At 43.2% G+C, this 17,957-nt stretch carries 15 protein-coding genes, 1 tRNA gene and 1 pseudogene; 13 read left to right on the forward strand and 4 right to left on the reverse strand.

From position 1 onward, the window contains the following. Positions 1-7: 7 nt before the first annotated feature. Positions 8-1,273: a glycosyltransferase family 4 protein gene (locus BXY_RS10045; protein ID WP_015531818.1), complete on the forward strand. Its 1,266-nt coding sequence runs from the start codon at positions 8-10 to the stop codon at positions 1,271-1,273. Then, positions 1,266-2,015 (forward strand): glycosyltransferase family 2 protein, encoded by a 750-nt coding sequence (locus BXY_RS10050; protein ID WP_009038874.1) that lies wholly within the window; start codon positions 1,266-1,268, stop codon positions 2,013-2,015. Before BXY_RS10045 ends, BXY_RS10050 begins: the two co-directional genes overlap by 8 nt. A 12-nt stretch (positions 2,016-2,027) precedes the next feature. On the opposite strand, the gene BXY_RS10055 is transcribed toward BXY_RS10050, so the two are convergent. Further along, positions 2,028-2,885 (reverse strand): SGNH/GDSL hydrolase family protein, encoded by an 858-nt coding sequence (locus BXY_RS10055; RefSeq protein ID WP_015531819.1) that lies wholly within the window; start codon positions 2,883-2,885, stop codon positions 2,028-2,030. Positions 2,886-3,327: 442 nt separating this feature from the next. Here BXY_RS10055 and BXY_RS10060 point away from each other — a divergent pair. The 3 genes and pseudogenes from BXY_RS10060 to BXY_RS10070 all read left to right on the forward strand — a co-directional run bounded on the left by BXY_RS10060 (position 3,328) and on the right by BXY_RS10070 (position 4,764). Further along, a pseudogene (locus BXY_RS10060) lies at positions 3,328-4,101 on the forward strand (class I SAM-dependent methyltransferase). Positions 4,102-4,175: 74 nt separating this feature from the next. Next, positions 4,176-4,526: a helix-turn-helix domain-containing protein gene (locus BXY_RS10065; protein WP_004296599.1), complete on the forward strand. Its 351-nt coding sequence runs from the start codon at positions 4,176-4,178 to the stop codon at positions 4,524-4,526. Positions 4,527-4,539: 13 nt separating this feature from the next. After that, a complete protein-coding gene (locus BXY_RS10070; protein WP_015531822.1) occupies positions 4,540-4,764 on the forward strand; it encodes a hypothetical protein in 225 nt (74 codons plus the stop codon). An 18-nt stretch (positions 4,765-4,782) separates the two neighbouring features. On the opposite strand, the gene BXY_RS10075 is transcribed toward BXY_RS10070, so the two are convergent. Then, positions 4,783-5,481: an SIR2 family NAD-dependent protein deacylase gene (locus BXY_RS10075; RefSeq protein WP_195436739.1), complete on the reverse strand. Its 699-nt coding sequence runs from the start codon at positions 5,479-5,481 to the stop codon at positions 4,783-4,785. A gap of 472 nt (positions 5,482-5,953) precedes the next feature. Here BXY_RS10075 and BXY_RS10080 point away from each other — a divergent pair, with 472 nt between their 5' ends. From BXY_RS10080 to BXY_RS10100, 5 genes are all read left to right on the forward strand, one after another. Continuing rightward, positions 5,954-6,538, forward strand: coding sequence for an FKBP-type peptidyl-prolyl cis-trans isomerase (locus BXY_RS10080; RefSeq protein WP_008023341.1), 585 nt, complete (start codon positions 5,954-5,956; stop codon positions 6,536-6,538). Positions 6,539-6,558: 20 nt separating this feature from the next. Further along, complete coding sequence (locus BXY_RS10085; RefSeq protein ID WP_015531823.1) at positions 6,559-7,437, forward strand: FKBP-type peptidyl-prolyl cis-trans isomerase; 879 nt, start codon at positions 6,559-6,561, stop codon at positions 7,435-7,437. Between the two features lie 160 nt (positions 7,438-7,597). After that, positions 7,598-8,062, forward strand: a complete 465-nt coding sequence (locus BXY_RS10090; RefSeq protein ID WP_004302580.1) for an Lrp/AsnC family transcriptional regulator — start codon at positions 7,598-7,600, stop codon at positions 8,060-8,062. A 5-nt stretch (positions 8,063-8,067) separates the two neighbouring features. Beyond that, positions 8,068-8,379, forward strand: a complete 312-nt coding sequence (locus tag BXY_RS10095; RefSeq protein ID WP_004296605.1) for a DUF4491 family protein — start codon at positions 8,068-8,070, stop codon at positions 8,377-8,379. A gap of 91 nt (positions 8,380-8,470) precedes the next feature. After that, a tRNA-Ile gene (locus BXY_RS10100) sits at positions 8,471-8,544 on the forward strand. A gap of 112 nt (positions 8,545-8,656) precedes the next feature. Here the strand turns inward: BXY_RS10100 and BXY_RS10105 are convergent. Then, entirely contained in the window at positions 8,657-9,433 is a 777-nt protein-coding gene (locus BXY_RS10105) for a Cof-type HAD-IIB family hydrolase (RefSeq protein WP_004317096.1), read from the reverse strand. Positions 9,434-9,596: 163 nt separating this feature from the next. Continuing rightward, entirely contained in the window at positions 9,597-10,100 is a 504-nt protein-coding gene (locus BXY_RS10110; RefSeq protein WP_004296608.1) for an RNA polymerase sigma factor, read from the reverse strand. Positions 10,101-10,692: 592 nt separating this feature from the next. Here BXY_RS10110 and BXY_RS10115 point away from each other — a divergent pair. Genes BXY_RS10115 through BXY_RS10125 form a run of 3 tightly spaced genes read left to right on the forward strand, consistent with a single transcriptional unit; the run spans position 10,693 to position 17,940 of the window. Beyond that, complete coding sequence (locus tag BXY_RS10115) at positions 10,693-12,048, forward strand: SWIM zinc finger family protein (protein ID WP_015531825.1); 1,356 nt, start codon at positions 10,693-10,695, stop codon at positions 12,046-12,048. Next, on the forward strand, positions 12,036-15,023 hold the full coding sequence (locus BXY_RS10120) for a DUF6493 family protein (protein ID WP_015531826.1): 2,988 nt from the start codon (positions 12,036-12,038) through the stop codon (positions 15,021-15,023). Before BXY_RS10115 ends, BXY_RS10120 begins: the two co-directional genes overlap by 13 nt. 13 nt (positions 15,024-15,036) lie before the next feature. Beyond that, a complete protein-coding gene (locus BXY_RS10125) occupies positions 15,037-17,940 on the forward strand; it encodes a DUF6493 family protein (RefSeq protein ID WP_208946799.1) in 2,904 nt (967 codons plus the stop codon). Positions 17,941-17,957 lie beyond the last annotated feature (17 nt).

Raw genomic sequence — 17,957 nt, forward strand, 5'->3', positions numbered from 1 at the left:
TTTGCCCATGAGAGTCCTGATAATAAATACATCTGAACGAATAGGAGGAGCGGCCATTGCAGCAAGCCGGTTGATGGAGTCACTGAAAAACAACGGTATCAAAGCCAAAATGCTGGTGCGTGACAAGCAGACCGACCAAATCAGTGTGGTCCGCTTAAAAAGTAACTGGTTGCAAGTGTGGAAGTTCATGTGGGAACGGATCGTTATCTGGAGTGCCAATCGTTTCCGCCGATACCATCTGTTCGACGTTGACATTGCCAACACAGGTACAGACATCACCTCACTCCCGGAATTTCGCCAAGCCGACGTGATCCATCTGCATTGGGTCAACCAAGGAATGCTCTCGCTGAAAGATATACGGAAAATACTCACTTCCGGCAAACCTGTGGTATGGACCATGCACGATATGTGGCCATGTACCGGCATCTGCCACTACGCACGGGAGTGTAAAAACTATCAGCAAGAGTGTCACGACTGCCCTTACATCTACAAAGGCGGTGGCCGGAAAGATTTATCTTACCGCACTTTCCGCAAAAAACAAAAGTTATACAGCTACGCTCCCATCCATTTCGTCACGTGCAGTCACTGGCTGAAGGAACAAGCACAGACCAGCGCATTGTTTGAAGGAAAAAGCGTCACCAATATTCCGAACGCTATTAATACCAACCTGTTCAAACCCATGAACAAAAAAGAAGCACGTGCCAAGTTCATGTTGCCGGAAGGTAAGAAACTGGTTCTGTTCGGCTCGTTAAAGATCACCGACAAACGAAAAGGAGTCGACTATCTCATTGAAGCCTGCAAACTGCTGGCAGAAAAGCATCCGGAATGGAAAGAGTCACTGGGGGTAGTCGTATTCGGCAACCAGTCACAGCAATTGCAGGAGCAGCTTCCTTTCCATGTCTACCCGCTCCCTTACATCAAGAATGAGCATGAGATAGTAAATATCTACAATGCCGTAGACCTCTTCGCCATCCCGTCTCTGGAAGAGAATCTTCCTAACATGATTATGGAAGCAATGGCCTGCGGAGTACCCTGTGTCGGCTTTAATGTAGGAGGTATCCCCGAAATGATCGATCATCTGCACAACGGTTATGTGGCACAATACAAATCTTCAGAAGATTTTGCCAACGGCATACATTGGATATTGACGGAACCGGAATACGATGAACTCTCCGCACAAGCCTGCCGCAAGGTCTTGGGCAATTATTCGGAGAGCATCGTCGCAAAGAAATATACAGATGTCTACAATAAAATAACGGGGAAATATGCATAGTGTCCATCCTACTCCCAAGTTCTCTATCATTACGGTGACGTACAATGCTGAAAAGGTATTGGAAGACACGATTCAGAGTGTCATTTCACAAACCTATCATCATATAGAATACATCATCGTAGATGGAGCTTCCAAGGATGGAACCATTTCTATTATCAACCGCTACCGCCCGCACATACACACCGTTGTCAGCGAACCGGACAAAGGGCTGTATGACGCCATGAATAAAGGCATCGCCCTTGCCAGCGGCGATTATCTCTGTTTCCTGAACGCGGGCGACTGTTTTCACGAGGACGACACACTACAACAAATGGTGCATACCATCAACGGCAGCGAACTGCCCGATGTGCTTTACGGAGAAACCGCTATCGTAGACCAGGACAGGCATTTCCTGCGGATGCGCAGATTGTCCGCTCCCGAAACGCTTACCTGGAAAAGTTTCAAACAGGGTATGTTAGTCTGCCATCAGGCATTCTTTCCCCGTCATACGCTGGTAGAGCCCTACAACTTGAAATATCGTTTTTCTGCCGATTTCGACTGGTGCATCCGTATTATGAAGAAAGCGCGCACCTTACACAATACCCATCTGACGATTATCGATTATCTGGATGAAGGAATGACTACCCGCAATCAGAAAGCCTCCCTGAAAGAGAGATTTCGCATCATGGCAAAGCACTACGGGTTGATTGGCACCGTAGCACATCATATATGGTTTGTGATCCGTGCGGTGATTCACCGGTAAAGCTGGTTCTCTTTAAAATGTTGCAGGCAACGCAAGCAACTGGTACATCAGCGTACGTGCCATACGTAGCTGCCCCTTTGTACTAGGATGTAAACGGTCATATCCTGCGTCGTAGAAGTAAATCAGTTGCTCTTCCACCATCGGGTTCAGCCCGGTTACCGCATTAAAATCAATTACGGGCACTCCCCACACATTACCGGCTTCCTTGACGGCCTGCACGTAGGCATCCACATATTCACCACAACTATTCTGATAGTTTTCATCCGGTTGCACGTTCTTCTCTCCAAAATCCGCCAGTGAGCGGTGCAACGGGGTTAATAGTACAATCTGCTTATCCGGAAACAGTTGTTTCAGCCTGTGGATTCCGATGTTGATACGTCCTTTATACGTGTTTCCATCCATTATAGGCGTACGTTTCTTGCGGGTTTCCAGCTTTTTGACCTGTCCGCGGGCTGCCATCACCTGTTCTTCTGTTTCCGTAAACCACTCTCCGATAGGCACACCGTCATTAAAATCATTCGTACCCATCAGAATCAAGATAGCATCCACTTCTCCACCGTGTTCCTGCTTTAGTTTCTCGGCCTGACGGGGCACATCATTCCATTGTCTGCCGCTGATACCATATACATAAGGAGTAATCCCCAGCCATTCCTGCAGGAAATCCCAGTATTTCTTTATTTTGTCACCATAGCAGTTGGGATCTGTAATAGAGTCTCCTAAATATCCCACTCTTTTTCCTTGCCACGGATGCCGGACAGCTCCATTATTCGTTTCAGCAGAGTTTGCAACTTTAGATGTTTGATTCTGTCCGCACAGAAAAGAGGAACAGAAAAACAGAATGGTACATGCGAGTAATAATTTGCTTTTCATCGGTATTATACATTAAATGAGAGATTTGTATCTAATATCCTGCAAATGTAATTCAAAAATAGGTAGTTTCAATCAATTTGGGCAGTCAATCTCATCCATACAACCGGACAGACAAACGGGTCTCTATTTGACGATTCTTGCTAAAATGCAGGTTTACAGTATTTTTTCATCAAAGTTATCATTGAGTTTTACACCTAAAATCCTATCTTTGTCACAAACTAAAAGAAAAATTGGATGTTTAACTCATTTTCATTCCATAAGGATTCCGTTCTGTAAATAATCTGTAAGCCTTCCTCTCATTACAGATTATCCCTTATGTTTTCTGACATATTCTTGTCAGAGTTATTTTCTATATCTAAATTTTAAACTATTTGTATGGTCAAATGGTCACAAGCATCGTCACATGCCTTCATTTACCGTACTGCTAAAACATTAAAAAACAATGAGTAACGAATTAAAAACAATCCACGAATTCGATTTTACACTGATATGTAATTACTTCAAAGGACTAAAACGTCAAGGTCCGGGAAGCCCTGAAGTCACACAAAAAGCCTTAAGTTTCACCAACGAACTGTCTGACAATGCCAGAATAGCCGATATTGGCTGTGGCACAGGCGGGCAGACAATGGCATTAGCCAACTATACGAAAGGGCAAATTACAGGCATCGATCTTTTCCCCGACTTCATCGAAATATTCAACAGAAATGCAATAGAAGCCCATTGCGAAGACAGAGTAAAAGGCATTGTCGGTTCTATGGACGCTTTGCCGTTTCAAGAGGAAGAACTCGATCTGATCTGGTCCGAAGGAGCTATCTATAATATAGGATTCGAACGCGGCATGAATGAATGGAATAAGTTCCTGAAAAAGAACGGATTCATCGCTGTAACGGAAGCATCCTAGTTCACCCCGGAACGCCCCTCCGAAATAGACGACTTCTGGATGGCTAATTACCCGGAAATCGATACGATTCCGAGAAAAATAGCACAAATGGAGAAAGCCGGATATATCCCGACAGCCCATTTCATCTTACCGGAAAATTGCTGGACCGAGCATTTCTATGCTCCCCAATTCCCGGTTCAGGAAGCCTTTCTGAAGGAATATGCAGGAAATGAAGCTGCCGCAGACCTCATCGCCGGTCAACGACACGAAGAGAGCCTATATAATAAGTATAAGGAATACTACGGCTATGTATTCTATATAGGACAAAAAAGATAATTGACTATCTGCCGGAGAAGTTAGCAAGATAGGATAACTCTCCGGCATTTATTATCCTTTATTTTGCAGAAGATATGGAAACGAAAGATATAAATAAGGAAGAATATCAGTTACGGATCAACAAAGTGACCGACTATATCCATCAAAACATTGACCAGCCGTTATCATTACAGAAAATGGCGGGTATCGCATGCTTTTCTCCTTTCCACTTCCACCGCGTATTTACAATCCTGACCGGCGAAACGCCTACGGATTATATCAAACGCACCCGGATTGAAAAAGCAGCCCTATTATTAAAACAAAACAAGGAACTTTCCGCCACCGAAATTGCCGCCCTTTGCGGCTTTAGCAGCCTTTCGCTGTTAAGTCGCAATTTCAGGCTGCATTTCAGTATGACGATCCGGGAGTTCCGCTCACTAAAATAAAACGCTAAAGAATATGGAAAAAGAAAATAAGATTCTGATTTTTCGAACTTCTATCACCAAAAGATGTGACATCAAACGCATAGGAAAACTTTTGGCAGAGTTCCCTCAAATAGACAAATGGAATGTGGACTTTGAGGACTGGGAGAAAATATTAAGAATCGAGTGCAGTGGTATCACTGCACTCGAAATATCAGAAATACTCCGGAATAATCATATTTTTGCCAGCGAACTGGAATAAAACGGAGGGAAAGAAGTCTCAAACTCCCAACAATTGTTTCAATTCACCCATTCCTTCAGAAGCCCCCTTCTGAATTACATGTATCGAACGGGAAGTATGCGTATCTACCGGTTTCGGATCAATCAGATACACCTCTGCTCCTCTCGGTACATAATGAAGCAGCCCCGCCGCAGGATATACATTAAGCGATGTACCGATAATGACGAAAATATCCGCTCTCTCCACATAGCGGATAGCTGTTTCAATTTCCGGCACAGCTTCTCCAAACCATACAATGAAAGGTCGTAATTGAGTGCCGTCACCGGCCTTGTCTCCCATCTTCACTTCATATTCTTCCGGTTTCAGCTCTTTTATAAATTGAGGATTATATGGATCTCTGCTGGAACATACTTTTGTCAGTTCGCCATGCAGATGAATAATGTGGCTACTTCCTGCGCGTTCATGCAGATTATCTACATTCTGCGTCACCACCGTTACATGGAAACTTTTCTCCAGTTCCGCCAACAACTCATGTCCACGGTTCGGTTTCACCTCCAACAACTGTTTCCGGCGTTCATTATAGAAATTAATCACCAGAGCCGGGTCCCGCTGATAACCTTCAGGAGTAGCCACCTGCTCCACAGGATATTTATCCCACAAACCGCCCGCATCCCGAAATGTACTGATCCCACTCTCGGCACTCATACCGGCACCCGTCAAAACTACCAGATTTTTCATTACTATTCCTCCTTCTTTTTTAATAGCCACACAAATGTAATCAGAATCATCGAATAAAAGAAGACTTTCTTACGCTTAATCTAACCTGATATATACGAAACTTTAAGATGAAAGATACAGATAGTTAGTGTCAGACATACTAAGATTTATTCGTCTGACTATAGTTATATTTACATCTGACTATAGTTATTCTTTCGTCTGACTATAGTTAGACGAAAAGTAAACTATAGTCAGACGATTAATTATCTGCATAAACAAACCTAAATAATCAGAATAAACCGATTAAATCCTACGAACAAAAAACTAATTCTTTAAAGAAAAGCGATTAACTTTCACAGATATAAGAATTTTTAAATAGCAAATGCTAAATCATTCAAATAAAACACGTACTTTTGCGTTTCATAAATTTGCAATTGATTGAAAGCTAAAACCATGAAGGTGATACATTTCAATCGCCAACAAAAAACATTATATGGATAAATTCAGTTACTCTATTGGCCTCGGAATTGGTCAAAACTTATCAAGCATGGGAATCGAAAACCTTGCGGTAGATGATTTCGCACAAGCAATCAAAGATGTATTAGAAGGTAATCAGACAGCTATCAGCCACAATGAAGCCCGCGAAATAGTGAACAAATATTTCGAAGAATTGGAATCTAAGATGAGTGCCGTTGCTATTGAGCAGGGACAGGCATTCCTCGAAGAAAACAAAAAAGGACCGGGCGTAGTTGTCCTTCCCAGCGGACTACAATATGAAATCATCAAAGAAGGTACAGGTAAAAAGCCGAAAGCTACCGATCAGGTAAGATGCCACTATGAAGGTACATTGATCGACGGTACACTGTTCGACAGCTCTATCCAACGCGGAGAACCGGCTGTATTCGGCGTCAACCAAGTAATCCCGGGATGGGTGGAAGCTTTGCAGCTGATGCCGGAAGGTTCCAAATGGAAACTGTATATTCCGTCAGAACTCGCTTATGGCGCAAGAGGTGCCGGAGAAATGATTCCTCCTCACAGCACACTCATTTTTGAAGTAGAATTACTCGAAGTATTATAAATAAAAAATTTCAAAGCAAAATGAAAAAAGTTAGTATTTTTATGGCAATCGCCGCTGCAGCAAGCCTTGCTTCTTGTACAGCTCAAGCTCCTAAAGCAAATCTGAAAACAGACATCGACTCACTGTCGTATTCTATCGGTATGGCGCAGACTCAAGGTTTGAAAGGCTATCTGACAGGTCGTCTGGACGTTGATACTGCTTATATGGCAGAATTCATCAAAGGTTTGAATGAAGGTGCAAACAAGACTAGCAAAAAAGACATCGCTTACATGGCAGGTCTGCAAATCGGTCAGCAAATCAGCAACCAGATGATGAAAGGTATCAACCAGGAATTGTTTGGTACAGACTCTACTAAAACTATCAGCAAAGAAAACTTCATGGCAGGTTTCATCGCAGGTACTTTGGAAAAAGGCGGCGTAATGACTATGGAAGCAGCTCAAGAATATACTCGTACAGCTATGGAAACTATCAAAGCAAAAGCTTTGGAAGAAAAATATGCTGACTATAAAGCTGAAAACGAAAAATTCCTTGCTGAAAACAAGACTAAAGACGGCGTAAAAACAACTGCAAGCGGTCTGCAATACAAAGTAATCACTGAAGGTAAAGGTGAAATTCCTGCTGACACTTGCAAAGTGAAAGTGAACTACAAAGGTACTTTGATCGACGGAACAGAATTCGACAGCTCTTACAAACGTAACGAACCGTCTACTTTCCGTGCTAACCAAGTAATCAAAGGTTGGACAGAAGCTTTGACTATGATGCCTGTAGGTTCTAAATGGGAACTTTATATCCCACAAGAACTTGCTTACGGTGCAAGAGAATCTGGCAACCAAATCAAACCGTTCTCTACTTTGATTTTCGAAGTTGAACTGTTGAGCATCGAAAAAGATAAGAAATAAAAAAGTTCTTTTCTAAATAGAAAAAGGAAAGAGGCACAAAACGTTTGTGCCTCTTTTTTTTGCTTTTTCCTATTTTTTTTCTCCGAAAAGAAGAATAATTAAAATAAATCTCTATATTTGCTTACTATTTGATAACAACAGGAAATTACAATTTATTATTATGGAAAGAATAGACAACCTCGACAGGCAGATCCTAGAGATTATCTCCCAGAATGCCCGCATCCCTTTTAAAGACGTAGCAGCCGAATGTGGAGTATCACGCGCAGCTATCCATCAGCGCGTGCAAAGACTGATTGACCTAGGTGTCATTGTAGGCTCTGGTTACCATGTGAACCCGAAATCATTGGGCTACAGAACTTGTACATACGTGGGTATCAAGCTGGAAAAAGGCTCCATGTACAAATCTGTCGTAGCGGAATTACAAAAGATTCCCGAAATAGTGGAATGTCATTTCACTACAGGCCCGTACACAATGCTGACAAAACTTTATGCATGCGACAACGAACATCTGATGGATTTGCTGAATAACAAAATGCAAGAAATACCAGGTGTAGTAGCTACCGAGACTCTGATTTCTCTGGAACAGAGTATCAAGAAAGAGATTCCCATCCGCGTTGAAAAATAATTGTGATGGAGTTTCTAAATGAATATCACCTTGCAGGGTTATTCATCGGAATCTGTACCTTTTTGATTATCGGCCTTTTTCACCCCGTCGTGGTAAAGGCCGAATATTACTGGGGCACAAAATGCTGGTGGATATTCCTGGTACTCGGCATTGCCGGTGTGATTGCCTCCTTAAGTATCGATAATGTGATCTTATCTTCTTTATTAGGCGTGTTTGCGTTTTCTTCCTTCTGGACGATCAAAGAGGTTTTCGAACAGGAAGAACGGGTACAAAAAGGATGGTTCCCCAAGAATCCGAAGCGCAAATATAAGTTCTAGAAGCAAAGGATTACAGTTTTTTCTCGAAAGAATTTGCATAATTCGACGGAAAATACTACTTTTGTCACCGCATCCAGTTAATGGATACATCGGGCTTTTAGCTCAGTTGGTTAGAGCAACAGACTCATAATCTGGAGGTCCTTGGTTCAAGCCCAAGATGGCCCACGAAAAACTCCTGTAAATGAAATACTTACAGGAGTTTTTCTTTTATACGGTCAGAATAATGAGATTTACAAAATTAGGAACAGTGCTCCATATTGAAATAAGAATATCAATACTAAATGATTCCAAAGTGCTTCAAAGCCTTACACAAACCGTCATTCTCAACGGTATCAGTAACAAAATCGGCTGACGCCTTGACAGTCTCCGATGCATTTCCCATAGCTACTCCGATTCCGGCAGCTTTCAGCATAGGAATATCATTACCGCCATCACCGCAAGCCATTATTTCCGCCATCTCAATTCCATAATAATCGGCAAAAGCTGAAAGTCCGGTTGCCTTACTGATTCCTGCAAGGTTCACATCAGCAAATAAGGGATGCCAGCGTGATAAGGAAAGGTTAGGCAGAAGCGGCATTACTTGCTGTTCCATTTCATCATCGATATAAAAACAAAGCTGGCAACACTCTTTTCTGTCAAATAGTTCTTCAATGTCTACAACGGCGGGGATGGGATGTTCCACGATTTTGGCTATCCGTTCGACAGTCGGAGTCAGCCGATTGACAAACACGCCTTCATCCAGTTCAATAGCAACTGCGAAATCAAAAGCTTTTGTTATTTCCATGGCTTTCTTAAAATCATCCTTTGGAATAAGGTGTCTCCTTATCACAGTGCCATCCAGTAAGACACAGTCAGCTCCATTCAATGCAATAATTCCATCATACGGAACAGCAGCTATTTCATGAAGGTCGCCTGCCGCTCTACCGGTAGCAATGACTATTCGAATCCCACGGTCATGAATCTTCTTAAGAGCTTCAACAGAAGATTGCAATATTTTATGAGTTTCAAAACTCACTAATGTTCCATCTACATCGAGCATGATTGCTTTTATCATAACATCTATATTTTTTATTTACAGTCTATTACCCAGCGACAAAGTTACTGAAAAAATCCCCATAGCAGGTATACCTCCAATACATAAAACAAAAAAGGCAAAAGGAAACGAGATCCTTTTGCCTTATACCTATTGATACCTACTGAAAAATGATAGTTAACGTTTAGCGGAAGTCCTTCAACTCTTCCTGCAATTTCTGACGGGTAAAGAATATGCGGCTTTTTACAGTACCTAACGGAAGATTCAACTTCTCTGCAATCTCACGGTACTTGAATCCTGAAACGTGCATAGCAAACGGAACCCTGTATTCTTTAGGCAGAGCATTGACTACGCGGTGCATTTCCTTTAAATCGTAAGCTCTTTCTGTACTTTCAAAACCTGACTCTTGTGGCAGATTCAGATGATAGAGGTTTTCAGTCTGATCGACAAATGTCTGATCGCGCACTACTTTGCGGTAATTATTAATAAAGATGTTCCGCATTATAGTATACATCCATCCTTTAAAATTTGTGTCGGGGGTATATTTGTCTTCGTTATCCAATGCTTTTAATGAGGTTTCCTGTAACAAATCGTTTGCTTCTTCACGATCGGTTGTCAGTTTGTATGCGAAGCGGAGTAATTCATCCTGTACTCCTATCAGATCTTTCCTGAAGCTTAAACTTTTCATATACGCTATTTTTAAATTGTGAGTATTCGTTGTTATAATTTTGATGTTGCAAGTTTACGGGTTTTCAACAAATGTGGCAGGTGAAGAACAGACATTGTTTAGGGGAAAATCTATCGGTTGATAGAATTTAGGTCATTTTTGATAGTATTCAGGTGGTTTTAATGGCCGGTATAGCAAAAATCCCATTTTGAAGTCACACCTGACTCAAAATGGGATAACACAAACAAAACAAACAATATTAGCGATTTTCACAAACAGCTGTCTTTTTATATTAAAAAATTCATAAGACTTAATTTAGAATATGTCGCTTAAACATTCTTTTTATGGGAACAAAAATATTACTTTCTGGTAAAAAGGAACGCATGATTTAAGAATAGTTATAAAGAATAATTGTTTTATGTATAAAAAATTGTGCCCAACTATAAAGAATTGTATTTCATAACTTAGTACAAAAGAGGCATAAATTAGTCTTTCGGTGATATTCTATAATATCACACATTCCAAAGTGATGTAAATTCTCCAACTTCTTTTTTCACGTAAGAATTAATTTCTATATTTGGGCAATGTACAACCAAATACCAATTTATTATCTATGACTGATACTATTTCTTATCAATATGCAGCTCCTTCCACATTGCAACGGTCGGCCGATCAGGACGAACTGTTTCTTGCCAAATATAGCGAAATAGAAAAGAGAGAAGCCCCCTGTTTCTTTTGGGGAAAGCTGACGCAACCTTATATGACGGCACGCTGCCTCATTGCGTTATCCAATGTTGTGCAGTCCAGTTTCAACCTGACACCGGCACAACTTACAATGCTGAAAGATCCGATTGTAACAGCTGGAAATAACCGTCTGCGCTTTGAAGGATTTTCTAATTGTGCAGGTGTATACGCCAGGGTCGATGTACTTCCTGACGGACACAACGGAGAATTCTTGGAAAACGGGACAACGAATGTAGATTTTAATCCCGGAATGATTTCCGCTTTAGGAGGAATAGGCAGACAAGAAAATGTAGTAATGTCGGTCGGCCCCAAAGAAGTGGGACTCTATAATAAAGGTGAGAAGGTGATAGAGCGAAAAGTGCCTCTTCCCGTAAAATGGATAAAGGGACTGACTACGGTACAGATTTATCAATCCGTTGCCGAAAAGGTCTATTCCTTCAATCGCATACAAACCTTACAACTCTTCCAGACACTACCGAAAAGTAGTGTGAAATGTGACTATTTTTTAGTGATGCGCGGTCAAAAACCGGCCTTTTCACCGGTGAAAAGTATGAATGGCATCTGCATCGGAGGACTCCACCGTTTGCGCTTGCTTGAACCTTTGCTTCCCTTTGCCGATGAACTGAAAGTATTTGCACATCCTACTATGCAATCTACTATCTGGCAACTCTATTTCGGTCCGGTCCGCTTCAGTCTTTCCCTTTCCCGCGAATGTTGGAGAGGATTCTCCGGAGAAGGTGCCGCACTGGAATCTTTGCTCGAAGACGTACCTGAAAGATGGATAGAGGCGATGGATAAATACAGTTACGCCAACCAACAGTTCAACCCTACGCTTTTTGCCATAGAAGAACATATTGACCTGGATAAGGTAGATTCTCTCTCGGCACGATTGGCAGCAATGGGATTGCTGGGATTCGATTTGGATGAAAACAGTTTCTTCTACCGCCGCCTGCCTTTCAAAACCGAACGTATTTTGAGCCTCAACCCGCGAATGATAGCTGCAGAAAAGTTGCTGGAAGAAGACAAAGTAGAAATCATTGCGAATGATGGCAACCGGACGGAAGCCCGTGTTACAGGAAGCGGAGGAGTGAGGCATACCGTCATTCTGGACAGGGAGAACGAAAAAGAACGTTGCACTTGCACTTGGTTCAGCAGTAATCAGGGAGAACGGGGAGCTTGCAAACATATTCTGGCAGTAAAGAAACTAGCGCAATGGAAGAACTAAAAAAAGAACTGGAGAAGTTATCCAAAGCCTATGTGGATACTCCGGAGAATGAAGAGAAGATATTAATCCCTTTTATCAAGAGATTATTGGAGTTGCCAATGAAGGACAGGCGGAAGTTGCTGCCGCTTATCCGGGAATTGCAATGGATAAAAGGCAGGTTCGCTGGTTTCAGCAGTGAGACAACCTGTAGTGCGGCACGGGCACATTTTCTATCGGCAGTACAGTTTGTATGTGCCAACAGACGGGAGATGGATATGGCATATCATGTGAAGTTTGATATGCTTTGCAAACTACTCCCGCTTTACAACCCTGCCTGGCTGACAGATTTTATCAACGATGACAAAACATGGTTCAATTTCGATCTCAATTACGAAGAACTGATGCAGCTCATGGATATGGGTTACCTCAAAGAAATCGCTCCAAGCCGTATTGCACATGTACTCCCCTGGATTACCCGCATCAGAAATAAGAATCCCAAAGGAGACGATACTTTCAACAGTGAACTACTACTCAAACGGGATATTACACTGAAAGAACACATCTGGACGCTTTTCGAACACGAATCAATCATCGGTTATCAGGATGATTGTGCCAAAAATGCTTATAAAAAAGGAATCACAATACGGGATGAAAGTATCAGCGCGGCCCTCTATCGCTTTTCACTGGACGGCCATCTGGATAGAGAACGGCTACTAAGAGCCACCCTCGCCACTTTTCACCGGAGCTTCAAAAAAGACATGGCAGGATGGTTTGCCAGATTCTTTGAAACGCTGCAACCGACCACCGGAGAATCGTTATCCTTACAGGAAGAGATCATGCAAACATTCACTTCTTCCTACACCAAGCCGGTAAATATAATGTTGCAACAGTTGAAGAGCATTGCAGACGAAGAAGGATTCCGTTATCAGGAATTCATCGAACGGGCAACCATCCTTTTCTTCTCCAGTCCCAAAAACTCGCTATTAACCATTTACTCCATCTTTGAAAAGATCGTTGCGCAACATTCCGAGATGAAAGAGCCTTGTTGTATCACTCTCTGCCAACTATTCTTGAAGAAGGACGAAAGCCTGCAAAAGAAAGCTGCCAACTTTATTTCAAAGTATGGGGATGCCTCTTCGTCCAATCTCCAAGAAACACTACAGTCTTATCAACCGGAGATGTTTCAAAGCGTGCAAGCGATACTCGCATCTTTCAAGCCACAGTCTATAGATTCACAGTCTACAGAACCACACCTTGCAAAAGAAGCAAATGCAACAGATACAGGTGTGACAGAAGACATTCTTCATACAGAAGGAAAGAATACAGAAAGAAATAGTACAGATGAAAATAGTACCGATAACTCCCTCCTCTCCGAAGAGCCATCTCTGGAAGCCATCCGCATTTGCCGGGAAGACAACCGTATTCCATTCCCTGCCGACAAAGAAGATTTCCTGTTTCAGCTTAGCCGTTTGTTCGACATGGAGGAGAACTGGGAGATAGAAACAACGATTGCCGCTATCATTGCTTTCCATCCCCAACTGGATAAAGAAGACCTCAACCGGATGGAACCTATTTTCCAACGGGCAGCCAATATTGTTGCCAATAGTTGGGAACCATACGAAGATCTTCTTGCCACTTTCCTGTTGGAATACCAACGCTTATGGGCACAGACAGACAACTCCAACACAGGAGTTTTGAGAAACATGTTCACCCGGCTGGAAGAAAGGCTGAAAGGAATAGATAAAAACAGGGGAGCTTACGACGAACGTTCCTTCAAACGACTTGCCAACTGGAAACCCGGTTACAGCAACGCAACCTGTTTCACCCCTATCAAACAGTTATGGCTGGGTGTGATCCGCCAAATAAAAGGAGGAAATTCATTGCCTCTGCTTTCTACTCCCACCCATACCCCGGCATACCTACAAGCCACCGAACTGATACGCCGGCTTGCCGTATATCAGGAAGCAGGAAAGAAACCTTGTTCGTGGGATTTCCAACTGGCTATTGCCCGTTGTGCTCTGGAAGACAAAGAAGAAGCCATCGTCACCACCCGGCAACTGTTACAAGATGAGTACCTGCATCTCTGCCTGTTCCTATTGGACGAAAACACGCAACCCGAACCGCCCTACAACCATCCGACCGCTTGGGTAGCCGCCGGACTGGTAAAAGCACCGGAGACGGAATTTGAAGCATTCAAGTCTTTCGCCTGTAACACATTGCCACACAACCATCTGACAGGAGACTACGAGTGGAAAGAAGTGAAACCCAAAGAAAACTCATACGAAACGGACAGACGCCTGCTCCAACTTGATTTTCACAAATGGCACAAATATATCGAACGCAACAGCCATCAGCTATGGCAGGAACATCTGATTATTAACAGTAAATACAACATGGATGACTCCCGCTACATGGAACCTCTATTGTGTTGTTACCCTAACCGTCCGGAACCGTTGATAGCCCAGATTATCTCCCATTACATGGCTTTCGGCAGTCCACAGGAAGACAGCAAACGTACCCTTGCCTGTGCCTTGCGCATGTTGTTGTCTTTCCATTGCCAGCTCAAAGAAATGAGTCTACTCCTATTAAGCGGCTCGCTACTTTTTGTAGACAAAACAGTCCGTTCCTATGCAGCGGAGTTATGGGTAGAAGGACTCTCCACAGGAAGAATAAACAACCACCGGGTAGGAGAAATCCTGGCCCGGCTTATCAACATGGAACTTGCTCCGTTAAAACGCTTCACCACACAAGTGTACGAAAGCATGTACAAACGAAGCGCTTTCCACAACCGCCAACTGGAAGAACTGCTCACTGTATTTATCAGCGGATTGCCCGACAAACCCGTCACCGGACTCAAACAACTGCTCGAACTCTATCTGGAACTATTGACCATCAACCGCAGCAAAGTTACAAACGAACAACTCTTGCAACGCCTGCAAGAATGGGCAACGAACAGCAATTTGAAGAAAGTGACCACTTCACTCAACAAACTATAATTAATTCATGATTATGACCCTAGAAGAACGCCTCAACGAAATAGTAGAAAAGCAACAGGGTGATGCCATCATCCCCTTTCTGCAAGGACTCACACAGGAAGAACGAAAGAGCCTGGTACCCCGCCTGAACAAACTGGAAGAATACTACAGTAAATTCGTGCAACTTAACGAGAACACATACGGTACACGGGGGACTTCCGCACAGCATCGTATCATCAATCTTACCGCTCTCGTTATCTATTCGCTGAAAGAATTCCGTAAACACCAATGGGGAATCAACACCGAGCAACTGAATGAATTGATCCCGTGGTACGTCCCCTCCTGGCTCGACAGCTTCTTCAAAGAAGGTGAAGGCAAAGAATTCGGCGGTTTCTACGGAATGGATTACGAAGTCCTGATGGATTGGATAGAGCAGGGAATACTTACTGTGACACCTTCTCCACAAACCATTGCGGGTTATCTGGTAAGCTACATCAACACCACTGCTATACTGCAAAAACGCGAAATCACACTTAAAGAACATATTTGGTATCTCTTTGAGTACGACTGTGGACAGAACTGGATGGATAACCGAAATGGCGGACACCCCTACTATCCTTACAAATATCTTATCGAAAACGGGAAACTAGACCGTATGCGTGTATTAAGAGAATCTCTGCTCGCTGTCAACCGAAATATGAACAAGAACCTATGCGGCTGGTTTGCAGGCATGTTTACCGCACTTACCCCCAGCATAGAAGAACAACTCGCGTTACAACCGGAAATATTAGCCGTCCTGTCCGCCCCTCACAGCCGCCCGGTCAATATCATGCTCGGACTGCTGAAGGGCTTATGCAATCATCCGCAATTTCGGATCGAAGAGTTTCTAAGTCAGACTTCCGTTCTTTTCGCTTCAGATGTGAAGGCAATTCACCAAAACACATTGGCCGTACTCAATAAACTGGCAAAAGAAAGAAAAGAATTTCGTGACGCCATCTGTTGTGTTGCCGCACAAGGGTTGATGAGCCGGGAAGAATCTACTCAAAGCAAAATAGTCAAACTGATCCTGGCGTATGGAGAGACGGAATCTGCCACATTAAGAGAAGCACTCTCCGTATATACAGAAACGATGTTGGCAAACACTAAAAAAGAACTGAAGGCTTATCTGGAGAATAACGAGTCTGACGATACTTCTGCCCATAATAAGGCGACTCCCGCACACTTCGGACAGCCCGACAACAATTCCGCCTCTTTCATGTATGAACCGATACTCCCCATCATCCGTGAGGACAACCGAATACAGGAAATTGCTTCCCCCGAAGACCTGCTATTTCTTGCCAGCCAAGTGCTGGATGGGAACGAGATCTATCATTTCGACCTGCTCCTCGGCGCCTTAGTGCAATGGGACCATCAACAAGACACAAAACAAATCTCACAATGGACACCCATCCTTCAACGCGCTTACAAACTACTGATAAGCGGAGGAAGTTCACGAAACGGCCTATTAGACCAACTAATGGCAACTTTCCTCCTTGACTATGCAAAGCTACTGGTTAAACGCTTCCCTAAAGAAGCAAAAGAGCTAAGTGACTTGCATCAGAAAATGGTACAGAAAGACGAACTGCAGAAAGGTAAATGGAACTATCGTAATCTGCAGAAACTCACCATCCGTCAGAAAACGAACCAAAAAGAGAAATTCCCTGTTCACAAGCAGCTATTATGCCGGACACTAGATCTTTTGGAGAGTAAGGAGAAACCTTTACCCCTATTGTCCACTCCCACCCATATGCCTATGTTTATTGCCCCGGCAACCCTGATAGAAAGATTAAAACAATATCAGCAGGCAAACGCCGAGCCAGACGATATGGATATGCAAACGGCACTCTCGCGAATGGCACTGGATGATTCATCACAAGAGCTCCCTATCCTCCTTCAAGACTTAAAGGGAGAATACCAACATTTACTTTCTTTCTTGTTGGGAGCAGAAAACGCACTCCCTCAAGCACCCTTCACCCATCCTTCCTGGTGGATGACAGCAGGACTAATCAAGTCGCCGGAAACAATCTACTCCGAATTCAAAGATTTCTCATACAATAAAGGTCCACGCGAGTTCCTGACTGGAAACTTTACGTGGAGAACTTATCTGCGTACTCACTCATATACCGATTACAACAAGCAAGTAGTAGAATGGACCTCCGCAACTCTTACTTTCGATATTCCGGAAAGCAAAAACTCTCATGTCGTCAATAAAGATGAATATAATGAGAGAATCAGTTACCATTCATACGATTCGCATCCGTTAGTGGTCGAAATGTATCCGCTGATAGAGCGCTTCGACGATATACAAAATGACTTGCCACGTTTAGCATGGTTAACTCCCAATATGCCGGAACCATTATTAGTATGGTGTATCCGCAGTGCCATTTACGATCCGATGTTAAATGAGGTTAGGGAAATAGGCATCACCAAAGCCACCATCGAAGCACTTCATCAGTTAAGACACACCTGGCATGAGGCGTCTTACATACTGGAAGCCAGTTGTATGTTGGTAGCAGATAAGACTTCCCGTTCTTATGCCGCCGAAATCTGGATAGACCGTGTCGGCAAAGGATGCATAGACAGTAAGCGCATAGGTAAAATCTTAGGTTCACATCAACATACCGGCTGGGGACCGCTGAAAAGACTCACCGACCTGATACAGCAACAAATGATGAATGTCAGTCCCCTGCACAACCGGGAATTGGAGAATCTAATCGTAGCAATGCTGACCGGACTTCCGGAGAAGCCGATCAAAGATTTAAAGAAGTTGTTGGAGATCTATGCGGAACTGTTATCAATCAACCACAGCAAAGCCAAAGACGAACAGGTTTTGCACCTGTTGGATGTTTGGAAAGGGGGCGCTAATCTGAAGAAAGCAGTGGCTAATATCCAACATTAAGAAGATTGTTGCAACTA

It is taken from the genome of Bacteroides xylanisolvens XB1A, from assembly GCF_000210075.1.
Taxonomy (GTDB): Bacteria; Bacteroidota; Bacteroidia; order Bacteroidales; family Bacteroidaceae; genus Bacteroides; species Bacteroides xylanisolvens.